The 18,122-nt window shown below is 52.5% G+C and carries 13 protein-coding genes; 3 read left to right on the top strand and 10 right to left on the bottom strand.

Features of this window, described 5'->3' with window-relative positions; all coding sequences use genetic code 11:
• Positions 1–30: 30 nt before the first annotated feature.
• From EL633_RS19230 to EL633_RS19185, 10 genes are all read right to left on the bottom strand, one after another.
• Positions 31–2,253, bottom strand: a complete 2,223-nt coding sequence (locus EL633_RS19230; RefSeq protein ID WP_161982261.1) for an AMP-binding protein — start codon at positions 2,251–2,253, stop codon at positions 31–33.
• 24 nt (positions 2,254–2,277) lie between these two features.
• Positions 2,278–4,134, bottom strand: coding sequence for a non-ribosomal peptide synthetase (locus EL633_RS19225; protein WP_246039224.1), 1,857 nt, complete (start codon positions 4,132–4,134; stop codon positions 2,278–2,280).
• A gap of 5 nt (positions 4,135–4,139) precedes the next feature.
• Positions 4,140–5,378: a cytochrome P450 gene (locus tag EL633_RS19220; protein WP_126628735.1), complete on the bottom strand. Its 1,239-nt coding sequence runs from the start codon at positions 5,376–5,378 to the stop codon at positions 4,140–4,142.
• 15 nt (positions 5,379–5,393) lie between these two features.
• On the bottom strand, positions 5,394–5,987 hold the full coding sequence (gene nusG / locus EL633_RS19215) for a transcription termination/antitermination protein NusG (protein ID WP_126628734.1): 594 nt from the start codon (positions 5,985–5,987) through the stop codon (positions 5,394–5,396).
• Between the two features lie 69 nt (positions 5,988–6,056).
• On the bottom strand, positions 6,057–6,827 hold the full coding sequence (gene cuyB / locus EL633_RS19210) for a cysteate racemase (RefSeq protein WP_161982260.1): 771 nt from the start codon (positions 6,825–6,827) through the stop codon (positions 6,057–6,059).
• 75 nt (positions 6,828–6,902) lie between these two features.
• Positions 6,903–7,946, bottom strand: a complete 1,044-nt coding sequence (locus EL633_RS19205; RefSeq protein WP_126628732.1) for an ornithine cyclodeaminase family protein — start codon at positions 7,944–7,946, stop codon at positions 6,903–6,905.
• Between the two features lie 15 nt (positions 7,947–7,961).
• Positions 7,962–9,782 carry an ABC transporter ATP-binding protein gene (locus EL633_RS19200; RefSeq protein WP_161982259.1) on the bottom strand — a complete coding sequence of 607 codons (1,821 nt, stop codon included), beginning with the start codon at positions 9,780–9,782 and terminating at the stop codon, positions 7,962–7,964.
• 12 nt (positions 9,783–9,794) lie between these two features.
• Positions 9,795–10,130 (bottom strand): MbtH domain protein, encoded by a 336-nt coding sequence (locus EL633_RS19195; protein WP_126628730.1) that lies wholly within the window; start codon positions 10,128–10,130, stop codon positions 9,795–9,797.
• Positions 10,131–10,200: 70 nt separating this feature from the next.
• Positions 10,201–10,500: a hypothetical protein gene (locus tag EL633_RS19190; protein WP_174845171.1), complete on the bottom strand. Its 300-nt coding sequence runs from the start codon at positions 10,498–10,500 to the stop codon at positions 10,201–10,203.
• A gap of 280 nt (positions 10,501–10,780) precedes the next feature.
• On the bottom strand, positions 10,781–11,005 hold the full coding sequence (locus EL633_RS19185; protein ID WP_126628729.1) for an MbtH family protein: 225 nt from the start codon (positions 11,003–11,005) through the stop codon (positions 10,781–10,783).
• Between the two features lie 482 nt (positions 11,006–11,487).
• Between EL633_RS19185 and EL633_RS19180 the strand changes: the two genes are divergently transcribed.
• The 3 genes from EL633_RS19180 (at position 11,488) to EL633_RS19170 (ending at position 18,120) form a co-directional block, all read left to right on the top strand.
• Positions 11,488–12,546 (top strand): TauD/TfdA family dioxygenase, encoded by a 1,059-nt coding sequence (locus EL633_RS19180; protein ID WP_161982258.1) that lies wholly within the window; start codon positions 11,488–11,490, stop codon positions 12,544–12,546.
• Between the two features lie 67 nt (positions 12,547–12,613).
• Positions 12,614–13,393 carry a thioesterase II family protein gene (locus tag EL633_RS19175; protein ID WP_126628727.1) on the top strand — a complete coding sequence of 260 codons (780 nt, stop codon included), beginning with the start codon at positions 12,614–12,616 and terminating at the stop codon, positions 13,391–13,393.
• Positions 13,394–13,440: 47 nt separating this feature from the next.
• On the top strand, positions 13,441–18,120 hold the full coding sequence (locus EL633_RS19170; protein ID WP_126628726.1) for a type I polyketide synthase: 4,680 nt from the start codon (positions 13,441–13,443) through the stop codon (positions 18,118–18,120).
• Positions 18,121–18,122 lie beyond the last annotated feature (2 nt).

Genomic DNA, 18,122 nt, shown 5'->3' with positions numbered 1-18,122 from the left:
GTACGAGGCTCGCACGACGGACGCTTTACCTCACCGCATCTCCTTGTTCGCCATGCGATGGGCCAACCGGTTCTGCCTTTGCCTCTGCTGAACGTCTCTGATCCTGTCATGTGCCGCCCGTTTTTGCTCTTCGTGACCCGCCGGCTCCGGTATGCTATCTTCCCATTTCTCTCCACTTAAAAATTCTGCCAGGGTGGCCACGGTTGGATGTGCAAAAAACATATCCAGTACACTCACATCATCACGATTGAGGCGTTTACACAGCCGATAATGCGCTTCGACCATCAATTGCGATGTGCCACCTAAATCAAAGAAATTATCCTGAATGCCCACCTGCTTGACGGGTAACACCTCCAGCCAAACGGAGGCGATGGCACGCTCCATAGCTGATACGGGTGAGACAAAAGTAGCCTCCGAGGAGGGTGCTGTCGCCGCGATTATCTGTTGCCAGTCGATGTCACCATCATGTGTTTTCGGCAACAGGCTCTGCTTGAGTTCCCGTAATTGCCGGGCAATCGCACTTTCAAGATGATTAAGATGCCAGAGATCGACGTACTCCAGACTCCCCTGCAAAAATTGCTGCCGACATAGCTGGCGTTGAATTTTTCCGCTGGATGTCTTGGGAATCATGCCGGCTTTCAGCAATGCGATCGCGGCAACCTCAACGTCGTGCTCCTCGATGACAGCGCGGCGTATGGCTATCATGATTTCGCTGAAGTCATTATTACGGAACTGGCGGCTTACCTCGCTCACTACCACCAGTTGTTCTCGGTCGTCGTCGATGAGAGAGAAAGCGGCTCCACCATCTGCCACAAGGGCTTCATGGCAGGCGGCAACCGTTTGTTCTATATCCTGTGGATAGTGGTTTACACCGCGAATAATGATGACGTCTTTCAAGCGTCCCGTAATAAAAAGTTCTCCTTTATGCTGAAATCCCAGATCACCGGTACGCAAGAAGGGTCCTTCGCCCGTGTCGGATGTATACGCCTGGAAGGTCTGCTTCGTTTGCTCGGGACGTTGCCAGTAGCCTTTTGCTATTCCAGGGCCTCGGACCCATATTTCGCCGACCTCATCAGTGGCACTCGCGACCAGCGTCACCGGGTCAACAATTTTCAGCTGATGCCCATCGGCGATCCAGCCACAACCAGCAAGCGCGCGCGCATGGGGAGCATCATCCGGCGCCAGACAAGCCCGCCCCTGGCCGAGCGCGCTACCATCAAAAGTACGAATCATGATAGCGTCACCGGTGGCATTACTACTCACCATTAATGTCGCTTCAGCCAGACCATAACCCGGACGCAGGGTCGTGCGCTGGAAGCCATTAGCCTGAAATTTCTCCATAAATTGCACAATCGTGCTGCGCAAGATAGGTTCCGCACCATTGGTGGCGATACGCCAGCTACTCAGATCCAGTGATTGTTGATCTGCCGCAGAGATGGTACGGACGCAAAGGTCGTAAGCAAAATTTGGCGCACTGCTAATCGTGCCCCGAAAGTTGGTAATAGCTTTCAGCCAGCGCAAGGGATGCTGTAGAAACGAGGCAGGCGTGAAAAGGACCGTCAAAAAGCCCATATAAATACTACCCAACAGGCCGTTGATCAATCCCATGTCATGATAGGGAGGGAGCCAGCTGACCATACAATCATCTTCATACCAGACTAAGCGAGTCCGCTGACAGTCAAGATTATACATCAGGTTCGCATGGCTGACCATCACACCCTTGGGGGTACCTGTGGAACCTGAAGTGTATTGTAGAAAGGCCAGCGTCTCTCCGTCGATAGCGGGTAACACCCATCCTGCTTCATCATAGGGTGCCGATCCGGTAAAGAAGAACCACTGCAATTGTTGCAGTGCAGCCACCGAAGAAAATTTACGCATGATCATGGTATGCAGTGAGGAGGATGTCAGGGCAGCCACAGCCTGAGCATCCTGCAAAATTGCCTCTATGCGTCTGGCGTTACGATTCTGCTTTGGTGGATACGCCGGCACGGCAATCACCTGAGCATATAAACAGCCAAAGAAAGCCGTGATATATTCCAGGCCGGGAGCAAACAGGAGCAAGACGCGCTCACCCTGTAAATAGCGACTTTGCAAGACCGCCGCAATCTTACGTGCCTGTCGGTCAAGTTCAGCAAAGGTCAGGGTGGAGACGTCTGTTTCTCCATCCTGTAAGAAGGTGTACACGCAGCGATCCGGTTGGGTAGCGGCACGCCAACGTAACATATCTACCAGATTGCTAAATTCCTGCTTCATCTTCAAAAGAGATCTCCTTTATGCTTACACGATCTTGCTCTGAATCACCCCGGCAATCTGTTGTACCGTGGGCGCCATAAATATATCCAGGACGAGTAGATTCACGTTATAGCTGGCGCGCACATGAGCAATAAACTGCACAACCGATAGTGAATGTCCCCCCATAATAAAAAAGTCATCATGCAATCCCACACGTTCCAGCCCCAGTATCTGCCGCCACGTTTCACACAACGCGCGCTCTAACTCGCTCATGGCTTCTTCGGCGGGAAGCATCTCATGCTGTGGCTGCGCGGGCAGGGGCAAGCGCTCATAATAGATCTTGCCGTTGGTGGTCAGTGGCAACTCCGGCATAGATACATATTGAACAGGGACCATGTACGGAGGAACCTTCTGCTTGAGGTAGGCCTGTACTCTCTCTTGCTCGACCATCGCTTCCTGCTGCCACACAATATATGCATAGAGCAAGGGGTTCGCGCTGCCTTTGTGGTGGAGAACAACGGCGCACGCTTCGATCCCCGGATATGTAGAGAGCGCAGCTTCAACTTCACCAAGTTCAAAGCGATAGCCGCGCAGCTTGACCTGTCGATCGGCTCGATCGATGAACTTTAACATACCGTTCTGCAGATAACAGGCCAGGTCGCCGGTTCTATAAAGGCGAGATCCAGGTTCAGAGCTGAAAGGATCGGGACAAAATGAGGCAGCGGTCAAGGCGGGGAGGTGATGGTACCCGCGAGCGAGATTGTTGCCCCCAATATATAGCTCCCCAGCTTCGCCGACAGGCATAGCCTGCAGCCGCTGATCCAGGATGTAGACCTGGCTGTGGGAGATCGGCCAGCCGATCGGGGGCTGCGCGTCCGGCCGCTCCTGGGCGTCGAGGAAGCAAGAGGTGGCAACCACGGTATTCTCAGTGGGGCCGTAATTGTTAACCACGACAAAGGGTAGCTCACGTTCTGGATAATGATGAAGCCGGTCTCCACCGGTTAGCAGGTAACGCAAAGGGAGCGCAGCCGGCCATGGCAGGAAGAGCATACGCTCGGCCAACGGGGTTGGTAAAAAGGCAATGGTCACGCCACGCTCGATGAACCAATCCTGTATCTGGTGCAGACTATGCTCGGATGCCGGCGGCAGACAGAGACGCGCGCCAGCCGCCAGGTACGGCCATATCCCCCACACCGATGCATCAAAGGCAAATGAGGCAAAGAGGGTCGCGTTATCACTCTCCGTCACCTGGAAGTGCGTAAGATGCCAGTTAATCAGATTCTTCAGGCTGCTGTGAGCGATCTGCACCCCCTTCGGCTGGCCCGTCGAACCGGATGTATAGATCATATATGCATTATTCAGTTCAGATCCCCGCCAGGGAGGATCGTCTGCAGACTCGCTCGCCAGCACAGACCAGTGCGCATTCAGCAAGAGCATATGCGCCACACCATACCCCTCATCAATGATAGATGCCTTGTCGGTCAAAAGCACATCAAGCTGGGCATCCTGCAGCATAAAACGCAAACGCTCTGGCGGGGACTGAGGATCGAGCGGCACATAAGCGCCACCCGCCTTCAAGATCCCCAGACAAGCAATGACGGATGTAAGGGAGTTTGTCAAGCAGAGGCCAACAAGAGTATCCAGGCCTACGCCTCGTTTTTGCAGATAGTGAGCAAGTCTGTTCGCGCGCGTATTCAATTCGGCATAAGAAAGAGCACACGTGTCACATTCAATCGCGATCGCATCGGGCGTTCTGGCAGATTGCCACTCAATGCGTTGCTGAATGGGAAGCTCTGAACAATGTACATTCTCCAGGTTCATCGAGAGCCGAGAGGTGCCTTGCTGTCCCGCGACAAGGCTTTGCTCCGATGTATTCAAGTTGGAGCGTTGTCCGACATCCATATTTGTCACTGTGCACCTCTTGCAGCTGAGCTATCAACACGAACATGAAAAGAAGCCAGGCCGCGTACATTCACATTTTCTCTCCAGGTGGGAAGCTGTAAATCCATACGCAAAAGCGGAAAACGCTGCGCCACCGTTTGAATCGCGACCTGGCCCTCAACGCGCGCGAGTGCCGCTCCCAGACAGAAGTGGGCGGCGTACCCAAAGGCAAGGTGCTTATTATCATGACGACTGATATCAAAATGGTCAGGATCAGGGAAACGCGCCGGATCACGATTGGCCGCTCCCATGATCAGAATGACGACCTGCCTCTGCCGAATCAACTGTCCACCAATCTCCAGGTCAGTCAACGCTTTGCGCGAGGTGTACTGAGCTGGACTTTCATAGCGCAACATCTCCTCAATGGCACTGGCGACAATCGTCGGATCAGTCAGAAACCTATCCTTCTGCTCTGGAAAACGGAGCAGCGTATAGATGCCATTGGCGATTAAATTGGTCGTCGTTTCATGGCCCGCCGCCAGGAGCAGAATACAGTTTTTGATCAATTCCGCCTGCGAGATCTGATTGTCGGTCTCCTGAGCAGCGATTAAAGCACTGATAAGATCGTCCCGAGGCTCTTGCCGCCGCCGCAGGATAATGGCATCAAAATAGGCGCCCATTTCAGAGACGCTCTGTAGTACGGACGCGAGGTTGTCTGGAATCGATTGAAAACTGCCTAATACCGATGCGTAATCATCAGACCACTTCTTTAGCTGCTCGCGATCCTCAACAGGCACACCCAGTAGTTCCGCAATAATGGTGATCGGCAATGGATAGGCCAGGTCACGCACAACATCCATGCTCCCCCGACTCTCGACAGTGTCTAACAGCTGATCGACGATACGCTGTATATATGAACGCATCTCTTCCGCTCGTCTGGCGGTGAATGCTCTGTTCATTAATGCGCGCAGACGCGTGTGATCAGAATGATCGATAAACAAGAGCTGACGCTCCAGCACGGCATAGATAGGGATCATGTCTTGCAGTCCCAGAGAAGCCAGAGCCTCGCTCGGAAGCAAGCGCTCAGTCGATAGGCGAGGATCGCGCAGTGCTGCGGCAACCTCTGTATAGCTCGTACAGACCCAGGCTTTCACATATGGGTCCCAATGGATGGGGGCCTCGGTCTGTAAACGGTGGTAAAAAGGATAAGGATCGGCCAGAATATCGGGATGCATCAAATTGAATAGGCTCAAAGATGAATTCATCTGACATACAACCTCTCACGTATAATGAATCTTCCTCCCTCTTCCCCGAGTGTATCTTTTCTTTTGTACTGGAGAAGGCGGTAGCGTATGCTTGATTTTATTTCTGTCAACCTGCACCTTGCGCAGCTGACCCAGTATGTTCAGTAATACAAAAACACGCTGACTAGGCTGCATGGGGCCAGCGAAAACCATTTCCAGATTATGCAGCGGCCCGTTTTTCATCTGCACCGTTTCACCAATAGAGAAGTCGTGAAAGGGTGAATAGCCACTGCGATTCAATTCATCTATATGTTCATGAATAGTATCAATAATAGCCACCGGGATCGGCTCGGGACTCTCACCAAAGGTAATGATGCGCCTCACTCCGTAGCTGGTATTAATACTACTCAGCGGCGTATGGTACAGGTTCACCTGGAGAAAAAAGTAGCCCGGAAAAAAAGGCACAACCCTGACATGCTTCTTGTCTGTGCACAACGTAATTTCGGGCACATAGCCAGAGAGTCCGAAGCGCTCCTTAAGCAGATACAAAACGGAACACTCCATAAACGGTTTACAGTGCACAACATACCAGGGTTCTGAACTATACGAACTGCTAAAAGTTGATACCATAGAATGCAACTCCTGCAAGCTCTAGTGTCACCACCAACTCGCTCACTACCAGCAAAGTTTATGAAAACTTTATATGTCTGGCAAAAAAATTCCCCTGTTTTCAGACAGACGGCCGCCTGCTCGCAGCACGACTCGTTCCGCCACAATCTGGGAGGCATCAAAGATCGGCAAGAGGCTCCGCTGCCTGGATGCGGATGCCAGCAAAGAAAGCTCTGTACAGCCCAACAGGATAGCCTGTATGTCATTGTCGCGCACAAAAGACTGTATTAAACTATCCATCGCCATTACACATCTTCCGTTACTATGACCCGCTTTCAGGCCACTCTCTCCATAAATAATGGTCATAAGCTGTTCTTGCGACGTGAGGTCCGGGATGATGACCTGTACGTTATGAGCGAGAAAAGAATGCTGATATAAATTACTCTTGATTGTCCCTGTTGTGGCCAGCAAGCCAACGCGTTGTAAATGTGGTGATGCCTTCGTCACGCCAGACGTCGCCTCATCTATCCAGTTAATGATCGGTATTGAAACCGCTAGCACCAACTCTTCCATAAAGGCATGAGCCGTATTACAGGCTATCACCAGCAGATCCGCACCAGCATGTTCGAGGCGCCGGGCCATCGATAACAGAGCTGGTGTGGGATCTTCACCGTTGCCTAAGAGAAACGCTGTGCGATCAGGAGTATGAGAGTAGCTATCGATCAGCACATGCAAGTGCTCTTGATCACAACAGGCAGCGGTAGATGTAATGATGCGCTGATAAAAATCAGCCGTCGCAGCCGGACCCATACCCCCAAGAATGCCAATTGTTTTGGTCGTATGTACTCTCGCCTCTAGCATGTTCATCTCCATAACACGCGCTCGTAAAGAGCGACAGGGATACCCAAAGATCTTCTCATCAGCCATCGCCAGGCTTTAGCGTTCCAGCGTGGTACCAATCGCCATCTCACGGGCCAAACTATAGACTTGCGAGGCGATGACAATGTCCTGGATGGCAAGTCCAAACGGATTCACCAGGATGATATCCTTTTCGCTCCGCCTCACTTCTTTACTGCCTAACACCAGCTCACCAATCTGCGCATCAATTTTGCGGCTACCAGGGGGGACGTCTGTTTCATCAGGGCCACAAACCTCCCCGACGCGATACATTTTGCCAAGGAGCCGCTGCTGGTCATTTTTGACCAGTTGCCAGTCATCCACGACAACCGCATGCGCCTGCTGCACCACTTCTGGCAGCGCGTCATCCAGGGAGACATTCACCAGGACTGCGCCCGGTGCCAGCCAAGAAAAACGAATATAGCCAACCGTGGTGGTGGTCGCGGGAATAATAATCTGTGTTTCACGGATCGCTTCTTCGGCCGATGACACAGACTGTAGCGTCACATGATGGGTCGTCAGAAACGATCCGAGCGTCTCCTGTAAAGCTCGTGCTCGCTCGGAGTCCGTATCATACAACTTTATCGTCTTCAACGAAGGCGTCCTCGCGACCAGCAACTGTATATGTGCCTGCGCCAGTACACCTGAACCGATGACAGAGATCACTTCAACCTGTTGAGCAGAGAGCAGATCGATCGCCAGCGCGGAGACACTGGCGGTGCGCAGACTAGAGATATACGCACCCTCCATAATACAGCAGGGGCGTACAGTGATTGGATCATATAATACGGTCAGACCGCTAGCGCGTGGGAAACCACGAGTCGGATTAGAGATATTGCCGTTGATGATTTTGGTCCCCGCCATCTCAAATGCTCCCCCGATATAGGCAGGCATATTAAGGCTGCGTACAGACTCTCCCAGCGGGTTTTTCCAGGCCATATACGCTTCATCGGGAAGCTGCGTCTGTCCACTGGCATGCAGGGCAAAGACGCTGCGGATCGCCTCCACACTATCAATCCTTTGACAGATGGTCTCGACTTCACGGCGATTCAGATAGAGTAGCGGTACGTCATGAACAACCATAGGTCCATCCTCTCTTTAATCATGAAACTGACGGGTATACAGGCGGGCATACAGACCTTTCTGCTGCAGCAAGTCCGCGTGTATCCCTTGCTCGACAATCCTCCCTTGATTGAGAATCAGGATCGCATCGGCATGCTCTATGGTTGTGAGACGATGAGCAATGACCAGCGTTGTACGACCTTGCATCAATCTATTGAGAGCCTCTTGCACCAACACTTCAGATTCATTATCAAGTGAAGAGGTTGCTTCGTCCAAAATCAAAATGCGAGGATTGCGCAGAACAGCGCGCGCGATGGCGATGCGCTGTCGCTGTCCAGCTGATAGTTTCATACCCCGCTCGCCAACGATAGTCTCGTATCTCTGCGGTAGTTTTTCGATAAATTCGCTGGCATTAGCATCCGCCGCCGCCGCCGCAATCTCTTGCTCGGTCGCCTCTAAACGCCCATACACAATGTTGTCGCGAATGGTGCCTCCAAATAGCACCGGCTCCTGTGGTACAATCGCGATCTGCTCGCGCAACGATTGAATCCGTATTGACGCCAGGTCGTGGCCGTCAATGAAGATCTGCCCCTGCGTAGGCTCGTAAAAGCGCGAGAGGAGATTCATCAGCGTTGTTTTGCCCGCACCACTAGGACCGACAAAAGCGACGGTCTGGCCCGCTGAGATGACGAAATCGAGTCCTTCCAATATAGGCGTCTGGGCGCTATAGGCAAAACTGACCTGCTTAAAGATGATGTCGCCCGCCAGCGGAGGCAGGACAACCGCGTCGGGGGGATCTGGTCGCTCGGCCGGCGTATCTAAGATTTCAAAGATACGGCTTGCCGCGCCAAGTGCTTCCTGAACCTGCACATAGCGAGAACTCAGTGATTGAATGGGTTCAGCGATCAAAAACATGTAGATGGCGAAAGAGATAAGCTGGCCCGGTGAGAGCCGGCCATTTAAGACCTCGGTACTTCCATACCAGATCACCAGCACCATGGCACCAAAGGCCAAAAAGTTCAGGGTGGGCGCAAAGATCGATCGCACCCTGGCGCGCTTCATGCCCATATCGAACGCCTTCTGGGTGCTCATGTTAAAGCGTCCTATTTCATAGGCTTCGCGCGTGAATGACTTTACGACGCGCATCGACGATAAGGTCTCTTCCAGCACAATGTTGACATTGCCTAACTCTTGCTGCACACGTTGCGACCAATATTTTAAACGCTTTCCCAGCACATAGGCAATGAGCATCACAATGGGTACGATAACGGCAATGAGCAGGGTGAGCTTCCAGTTCATCACCACAATAATCGCGACCGCCCCGCTTAAAACCACCAGATCCTGCGCCACGTTGAGCACATTACTGGTCAAACCCATCTGCATAGCTTGCACATCAGTTGTGGTGCGAGACATTATATCGCCCGTACGCTGGTTGCTATAGAATGCCAGCGAAAGGGTCTGTAAATGAGCAAAAACCTGCTTACGTACATTCAGGATCAGGCGTTCGCCTATGTAAAAAGCAAAGTAGTTCTGCCCATAATCAAAAAAGCTACGCAAAAAAAAGACGAGAACCAGCAACAGCGCGATACGATTGAGCAGCTGCCAGTCATGCTGTACAAAGACACTATCCAGGAGATTCTGGATCACCCAGGGGAAACAGAGGCCCGCGCCGCTCGATACCAGAACACAGACGGTTGCGCACAGTATTTCTTTCCAGAATGGTCGCAGGTATCGCCAGAGACGTAGAAAAGGATCTGAGGGATGCTGTAAAGATGTCTTCTGCCGCGGATGCCCTGGCGGGCACGGATCCCGATGGATATCCGTGCCATGCTCAGTCGCTGATTCCAGAGTTTCCATGTATGGATCCATTTACGAAAGAACTTCTTCAAGGATGACAAGGTTTCCTGTCCCGTTCAGGGAAGCAAGATCAATGTCAGCGATACAGCGCACCTTTACATAATTGAGGGTTAATGTTCCCTCAACATGCACCATACCCGTCCCTTGCTCAAAGTCAGCCTGCCGCACATCGGTCGCCTCTTTATCTACCCTGACACCAAGATCTGTACCACCCCGCGTCTCGGTAAACTTGATAAAGACAAATCCCATTGTTTCGATACGCTGCTGGAATTCCGCCAATGAGGGTTTGGGTCCGCCAACCGTCACAGCATGCTTGCCCTCTGAAAGACGCTGTACAAGATCATTCATAACGATACCTTTCTATAGTTCCAATACAATCGGTGTGGGATATCAATATAGACGCTTACTGATATAAATCTTATACAGCCGCGTGATTTTGAACGGCAGGAGCGTCTACGACCTGCTCTTCGTAGGCATAGCGCAGATCTTCTGGTATTTCGAAATGCAGGGTGTTCACGCAAAAGTCGCGCCACTCCGGCGTTACCTGATCAAAGATCACTCCGTTGTCCTGAACTGGACTTTTGACAACGACAAAGTCATCCCACAGGTAGCCGACGCTATCATCGGTTAAAGGGGTATCCTGCTCTTCTGCTTTTTCGCTCCAATCGCGAAACTGCCGGAAATCTTTAAGATAGTAGGCTTTACAATATTTACGCATAACTGTATATCTCCTCATTATTCACAACATACTGTACAGGTTGGTGTGGCAGAAGAGTAGATACGCCCCGCACCAACCTACACAACGCAGTGTGGCGTCTAACACACCCTCCAAAATTGTCTTTGATCATCTGCGGGCTGCACGTGTTTTCACATCTGTATATGGCTCACATGTCAGTTTCATTTATATGAGTGCATCGCGTACGCGATGCACTCATATAAAAAATAACCAGTGCGGCCGCTAGCACATGCTCCCAACATCACGAAAGTCAAACACTCCTCTAAGAAGATTGTGAAGCCGCTTCCATGTGCTTGCGCAGGCTCAACGGGCGCATATCGGTCCAAACTTCCTTGATGTATTCAAGACATTCACTTTTTGGACCACTTTTGCCGACTTCTTTCCATCCCAGTGGAAGCTCTCGATCCGCGAACCAGATTGAGTATTGCTCCTCATGATTAACTACAACTTTGTATATCGTTGTATCTTCTTGCTCATCATGTGCCATTTTTATTACCTCTGGTAAGCATAGTGATTGCGCATTCATGCATCTGATAGCGTGCCTTAACCTCTTAATTACAGTTATCCGCAGTAGTGTGCATTCTATGCCAAAAAAATTCATCTTACACATCAAATGTGTTCTAAAACAATACATCTGCTGTGAGTAGTATACCGATCAAAAAAATGAAAAACAATCCACATAAAGCAGTAATTAGCTAACAAGCGGGGGTAGATAACATGCCACTCAGGGAGTAGATAAATACCATTCATGGGGTATTGTTCATACCTGCCAGATAAAATATACTGTAAAAGTGATTTAACCTGATATAATCTATGAAGGTAAATCTTCGTGGATTATTTGATATAAAAAAACTTCTAGCTCGTTTAGAAGCGAATGCTCCGGCTGGATTTTATAAAGTAAAAAATTATAGCCATTCCAATAAACCACTTTTTATTGGAATGGCGGAGCATGCGCATGAGGAGGAACAGATGGAAAAAAGACTGAAAACTACACCTGGAATCCGCAGCAATCTTCAGAAGAGGCGAGCTGAGGTAAATCTCTCTAACCTGCAACTCACACAGACCAGTTATCTACAGCCCGATCGCCCTTTCCCGTTGATCATTCAGCCCGTGATGAGCGGCGTGAATCTGATCAGCTGGGCCGAAAACAATAAGACCTATATTCAACAGGAGCTGGCAAAACATGGGGCCATCCTTTTTACTGGCTTCAATATTGATACACCGGCAAAGTTCGAGGAGTTCGCGCGCCAAGTTAGCCAGAGCGGAGAGCTTTTTGATGAGTATGGTGACCTGCCACGCGATAATCCAGGCGCGAAAGTGTATCACTCAACACCTTATCCCCAGGATAAGTCTATCCTCTTCCATAATGAGAGTTCGCATATGTATCGCTGGCCGATGAAGATCCTTTTCTACTGTGTCAAGGTGGCTGAGGAGGATGGCGCCACGCCGATTCTCGACTGCCGCGAGACATATAAAGCTCTTGATCCCGCCATCATTGCGCGCTTCCAAGAGAAGAAGCTGATGTATGTGCGCAACTTTATCGAGGGGCTGGATGTGAGCTGGCAGTCCTTTTTTCAGACCAGCAACAAGGATAGGGTCGAAGAGTATTGTCGCCGCAACAATATTATCAGCGAATGGAAAGGCAAAAACCACCTGACCACGCGGCAGATCTGCCCGGCCATCGTCAAACATCCAGTGACCAACGATATGCTCTTTTTCAATCAGCTCCAGCTCCATCATGTCTCCTGCCTGGAACCCGAGATACGCGCATCGATGCTTGAGATGTTTTCGGAGAACGATCTACCACGCAACGTCTATTATGGAGATGGTAGCCCGATAGAGGATTCGCTGATACAAGAGATTAGCGCCCTCTATGAGCGGCTCGCCGTACGCTTTCAATGGCATGCGGGTGACGTTGTTATGCTGGATAATATGATGGCGGCACATGCACGCGACCCATTCAAGGGAACACGCAAGATTCTGGTGGCTATGGCCGATATGATTACCCAGCCTGAAGTCCAATCCTGATGACGGTGAACAACGATGCACCGTATCCCTCCACACACGATAGCAGAGACGGCAATAAAGGATAGTTATGCTTGCATCCCACCCACGAAATCCCTGGTTTCCATTTACAGTCAACCAGACGCAGGGGCGTCTGCGCCTCTTTTGTTTTCCCTACGCTGGCGGTGGGGCCTCCATCTTTCGTACCTGGTCCAACCAACTCTCACCCGAGATCGAGGTCTGGCCAGTCCAGTTACCGGGGAGAGAGACTCGGTTGCTGGAGCCTGGCATCGCACAGATAGAGGATCTGGTCCCGCTCATAGCTGAGGCATTGCTGCCGCATTTAGACAAGCCCTATGCATTCTTTGGTCATAGTATGGGAGCGTTGGTCTGCTTTGAGCTGCTACGTCAGTTGCGTCGCTCTAGAGGTGTGGCGTTGCCGCTGCGTTTGATCGTGTCGGGTCGGCGCGCCCCGCACAGACCAGATACGGGTCCGCAAACATATAACTTATCCGACGACGAGTTTATCGCGGAGCTACGCCGTCTTAAGGGAACACCCGAAGAGGTATTGCAGAATACTGACTTGCTACAAATTGTGCTACCGACCCTGCGAGCCGATTTTACATTGTGCGAGACCTATACCTATAGGCCCAAGGAACCCTTGACCTGCCCCATCACAGCCATCGGCGGTTTAGAAGATAGCGAGGTGAGCCGCGCAGATCTCGCCGCCTGGAATGAGCTAACAACTGCGAAAGACTATAAGATGCGCCTGCTCCCAGGAGATCATTTCTTCCTTCATCAGCAGCAAGCGATGCTGCTACGCGTTATCATGCAAGATATCTTCAGCAGCATGGCCAGACACGCGCAATAAGCAAGGCGAGACAAGCCCCATCCGACAGTATAAAAGGAATAATACGAATGAATGACGCCACCCTCTCGGAGATGGATATCGCTATCATTGGTATGAGCGGTCGCTTTCCCGGTGCGCAAAATATTCAGCAATACTGGCAAAATCTGTGTGCCGGCGTCGAGAGCATTCGGCCAGTCTCAGATGAGCAGCTAAGGGAGACCTTCCGGCAGACACTGGGCTATGTGCCAGAAACAATCGTCCAGCAATGGCTCCAGGACCCTCATTATATCAAAGTAGCTGCAGCCCTGGAGGATATCGATCGTTTCGATGCATCATTCTTTGGCTATAGCCCAGCTGAAGCGGAGACGATAGATCCACAGCAGCGTCTGTTTCTAGAGCAGGCATGGGAAGCACTTGAAGACGCAGGCTATGCCGATACAGAGGCCTATGCGGGACTGATCGGCGTATACGCGGGGACAGAGGTGAACTCTTACCATCGAGTCCATACCAGCCTGATCCCGACCGCGCGGGATTTTCAGGCACTCGTTGGTAATGAGAGTGCCTACCTGACTACGCGCGCCTCCTATAAGCTTCATCTTACCGGCCCCAGTATCGATGTGCAAACAGCCTGCTCCACCTCGCTGGTGGCGCTCCATCTCGCAAGCCAGAGCTTGCGCGATGGTGAGTGCGATATCGCGTTGGCAGGCGGTGTGGTGGCTTATAGCACACAAAAGGTCGGCTACTTCTATCAAGAGGGAGGGATGTTTTCAGCGGATGGGCATTGTCGTCCGTTTGATGCACGCGCCAATGGCGTGGTGTTCGCCAATGGTGGCGTGGGTATTGTCGTCCTCAAGCGCTTGCATGACGCCTATCGAGACGGTGATCAGATTTATGCGGTCATCAAGGCCTCAGCCATCAATAATGATGGCGGACGTAAAGCTGGCTATACCGCCCCTAGCATCGAGGGTCAGAAGCGCGTGATCCTGGAAGCGCTGGCGCTGGCGGATGCCCGACCAGAGGACATCAGCTACATCGAGGCCCATGGAACAGCAACGCCGCTGGGTGATCCTATCGAGATCGCCGCCTTGACGCAGGGGTTCCGTGAGCATACCCACAGATCACAGTTTTGCGCGCTCGGCTCGGTGAAATCGAATATCGGTCATCTCGGGGTGGCCGCCGGAATCGCAGGCATCATTAAAACAGCGCTGGCCCTCAAGCATAAAATGTTGCCCCCTAGCCTGCATTATGAGCAGGCCAATCCACATATCGATTTTGAGCATAGCCCTTTTTATGTCAATACACGGCTAACCCCCTGGACAACCGCTGCGCTCCCACGACGTGCGGGGGTGAGTTCCTTTGGCATAGGCGGCACAAATGCTCACGTGATACTACAGGAGGCGCCAGAACAGTCAGAACCAACGCCAACCAATGATCAGTATCAGTTGATTGTGTTATCCGCCAGGTCCGGTGACGCCCTGGATACGCTATGCGCACATCTGAGTGCGCACATCGAGCAGACACCAGATCTCTCTCTGGCCAATCTGGCGTATACGCTACAGGTCGGGCGCAAAGCCTTCCCCTATCGGCGCGCCATCGTTTGTCGCACACTTACCGAGTTAAGGGATAGGCTGACCAACGGGGAGTACGATAGCGTCCAGGCCCCCTCGCAAAAACCCTCTATCGCCTTTCTCTTTTCGGGCCAGGGTTCACAATATAGCAATATGGGCCGGGACCTCTATGAGCATGAACCTGTCTTCCGTCACTATGTCGATCTGTGCGCGTCACTCGTGCAGCCAGAACTGGAATGCGATATACGCGCGATCCTGTATCCAGCGGATCCTCAGGACCAGCAAGCCGTAGCACAACTCCAGCAGACCAGCATTACGCAACCGGCACTCTTTATAATTGAATACGCCCTGGCGCAGCTCTGGATGAGCTGGAATGTCCTACCCGATATAATGATCGGACACAGCATCGGAGAATATGTAGCGGCCTGCCTGGCTGGCGTCTTTAGTCTGGAAGATGCGCTGGCGCTGGTTGTCAGTCGTGGACGACTGATGCAGGCACAACCACCGGGGGCGATGTTGTCGGTCTCCGCGCCATATCACGAGATAGAGTCCTTGCTAGGTCCAGAGGTCTCGTTGGCCGCGCAGAATGGCCCCGAGGCCCACGTTCTATCAGGATCGGTTGAGGCTATCGAAGAACTCGAACAGCGGCTACAGCGGCAGGGGTTAGTGGTGCAGCGCCTGCGGACCTCCCATGCCTTTCATTCGCAGATGATGGACCCGGTGCTGACTGCGTTCAGGACCGAGGTACAAAAGATTCAGCTGCACACACCCAAAATTCCGTTCATTTCTAATCTCACCGGCGCCTTGATGACAGAGGAGGCCGCGACCGATCCACAGTACTGGGTCAGTCATCTGCGGCAGTGTGTGCGCTTCGCTGCAGGCCTGCAGACCATCCTGCAGAGCCAGCAGTGCCTGCTGATTGAAGTGGGACCCGGTAGGAGCCTGGCCGGCCTGGCCAGGGCACAGCTCACACCAGACAGTCCTCACCTGGTCGTCTCCTCTCTGAGGCATGTCCGTGATCAGCAGCACGATCAGGCCGCGCTATTGCAAACATGCGGGAAACTCTGGTGTTCAGGTGTGCGGATAGATTGGGCACGCGTTCAGCATGAACAATATGTGCGCCGTATCTCCCTGCCAACATATCCCTTCGAAAGGAAGCGCTACTGGCACTTCCCACAGAGTGTGCAGGCGGCACAGTCCCCTGAGCTGGTAGGGAGTCGCAAGTCTTCACTCGACGACTGGTTCTATGCGCCTTCCTGGAAGCGTCTCACACTACCGGTTGATCAGCAATCTTCCCTTCCAGCCAATACCTGTCTGCTTGCCTTTCAGGATAGCCTGGGTCTCACGCAAAAGCTGAGCCAGGAGGCCACCGCCAGCGGGATGACTGTCATCATCGTCCAGGCGGGTACAGGCTTCCAGCAGAGCCACGAGAAGCTGTATACAATCGACCCGACACGTAAAGAGTACTACCAGCAGTTGCTACAGACGCTCAAGCAGCAAGGATATCTTCCTCACATCATTTTCCATTGCTGGACGATGACGCCGTTCCAAACGGACCCATCGCGCATGGAACAGGTAGAGCAGGCGCAATATAGTGGCTTTTACAGCCTGCTCTTTCTGAGCCAGGCGCTCGATTCACTGCAAGACCGGCAAATGATCAAATTGATGGTCGTTTCCAACAACCTGGAAGAGGTAATAGGTGGAGAAAGTTATGCCCCTGAGCGGGCAACCGTTCTGGGAACATGCCGCAGCATACCACTAGAGTATGCGCAAATCGAGTGCCAGCATATCGATATACAGCTACCGCAGCCGGGTCTGGGCTGGCAAAGTATTGCTCAATCGCTACTACAAGAGATCTACCATCCGGCAGATAAGCAGACCATCGCGTACAGAGGTGGCTACCGCTGGCTCTCGTGCTTCGAACCAGCGTCTATTCCTGCGGATAGCAATCGCCCTTCAGGGCTGCGCCCACATGGGGTGTATCTGATTACAGGAGGTTTCGGCGCCATCGGTCTGGCGCTGGCTCTCGAAATCGCCCGGCAGACCAGGGGGCACATTATCCTGCTGGGACGCACACCCTTTCCTGCCCGCTCCACCTGGGCGGAGTGGCTGGCGACCCACGATGGAGAGGAAAAGGTCAGCCGGCAGATTCGCCAGTTGCAGGCGCTGGAAGAACTGGGCGCGACCTTGACTGTGGAGAGCGCTGATGTGACCGACCACGCATCGATGCGCACCTTGCTTGCTCGCGTGCAACAACAATACGGCTTGCTTCATGGCGTCATCCACGCCGCCGGTACACTCGATATCGGGATCATGCAGTTCAAGACGGCCCGCGATGCCTCCCGCGTGCTGGCCCCTAAGCTGCAGGGAACGTTGATCCTGGCCGAGCTTCTGCGGGAACAGCGGCTTGATTTCCTGCTGCTCTGCTCTTCGCTCTACTCCCTGTTCGGTGGACTGGGACAGGCCGACTATAGCGCGGCGAACGCCTTTCTGGATCGCTTCGCGCTCTCCTATCAACGTCAGAGCGGCACCCCGACCTATGTCATCAACTGGGACGCATGGCAGGGAGCTGGTATGGCGGAAGAGAGTAGCCGCAGGAACCTGACTAATCAGCAATACAGCCAGTTCCTGATGGAGGGCGCCATCTCTCCTTCAGAGGGGCGCGAGATATTCAGTCGCGTACTGAGCCAGCGCATCATGTCACAAAGCATTATTTCAACGCGAGACTTGCGGCGGGTCTTTGAGCAGATACAGGCGGCTGCCCTGCAGTTCAAACATGGGTACAGCGCGTCATCTGTTCCAGGCACCATGCATAAACGGCCAGATAATCTGCATGTTGCCTATCTTGCCCCGAACAACGCCACCGAGGAGAGCATCGCCGCCATCTGGCACAACATCCTGGGTATCGAACAGATCGGGGTACAAGATAATTTCTTCGATCTCGGGGGCGATTCGATCATGGCCATCAAGATTTTAAAGGCCTGCCTGGATACGTTCAAGATTGAGCTGTCGATCCAGCAATTCTTTGCCTCGCCCACTATCGCCCACCAGGCCAGGCTCGTGCTCTCAAAACAGATGGAGTCACTTGACCATGAACAGCTGGCAGATTTCCTGCAAGAGCTTCAAGATATGTCAGAAGAGGATGTCATGGCCTTATTAGAAGCGTCGGAGGATGAGTAACA

Source organism: Dictyobacter alpinus (assembly GCF_003967575.1).
GTDB lineage: Bacteria > Chloroflexota > Ktedonobacteria > Ktedonobacterales > Ktedonobacteraceae > Dictyobacter > Dictyobacter alpinus.
This window is presented reverse-complemented; position numbering and strand designations above follow the sequence as displayed.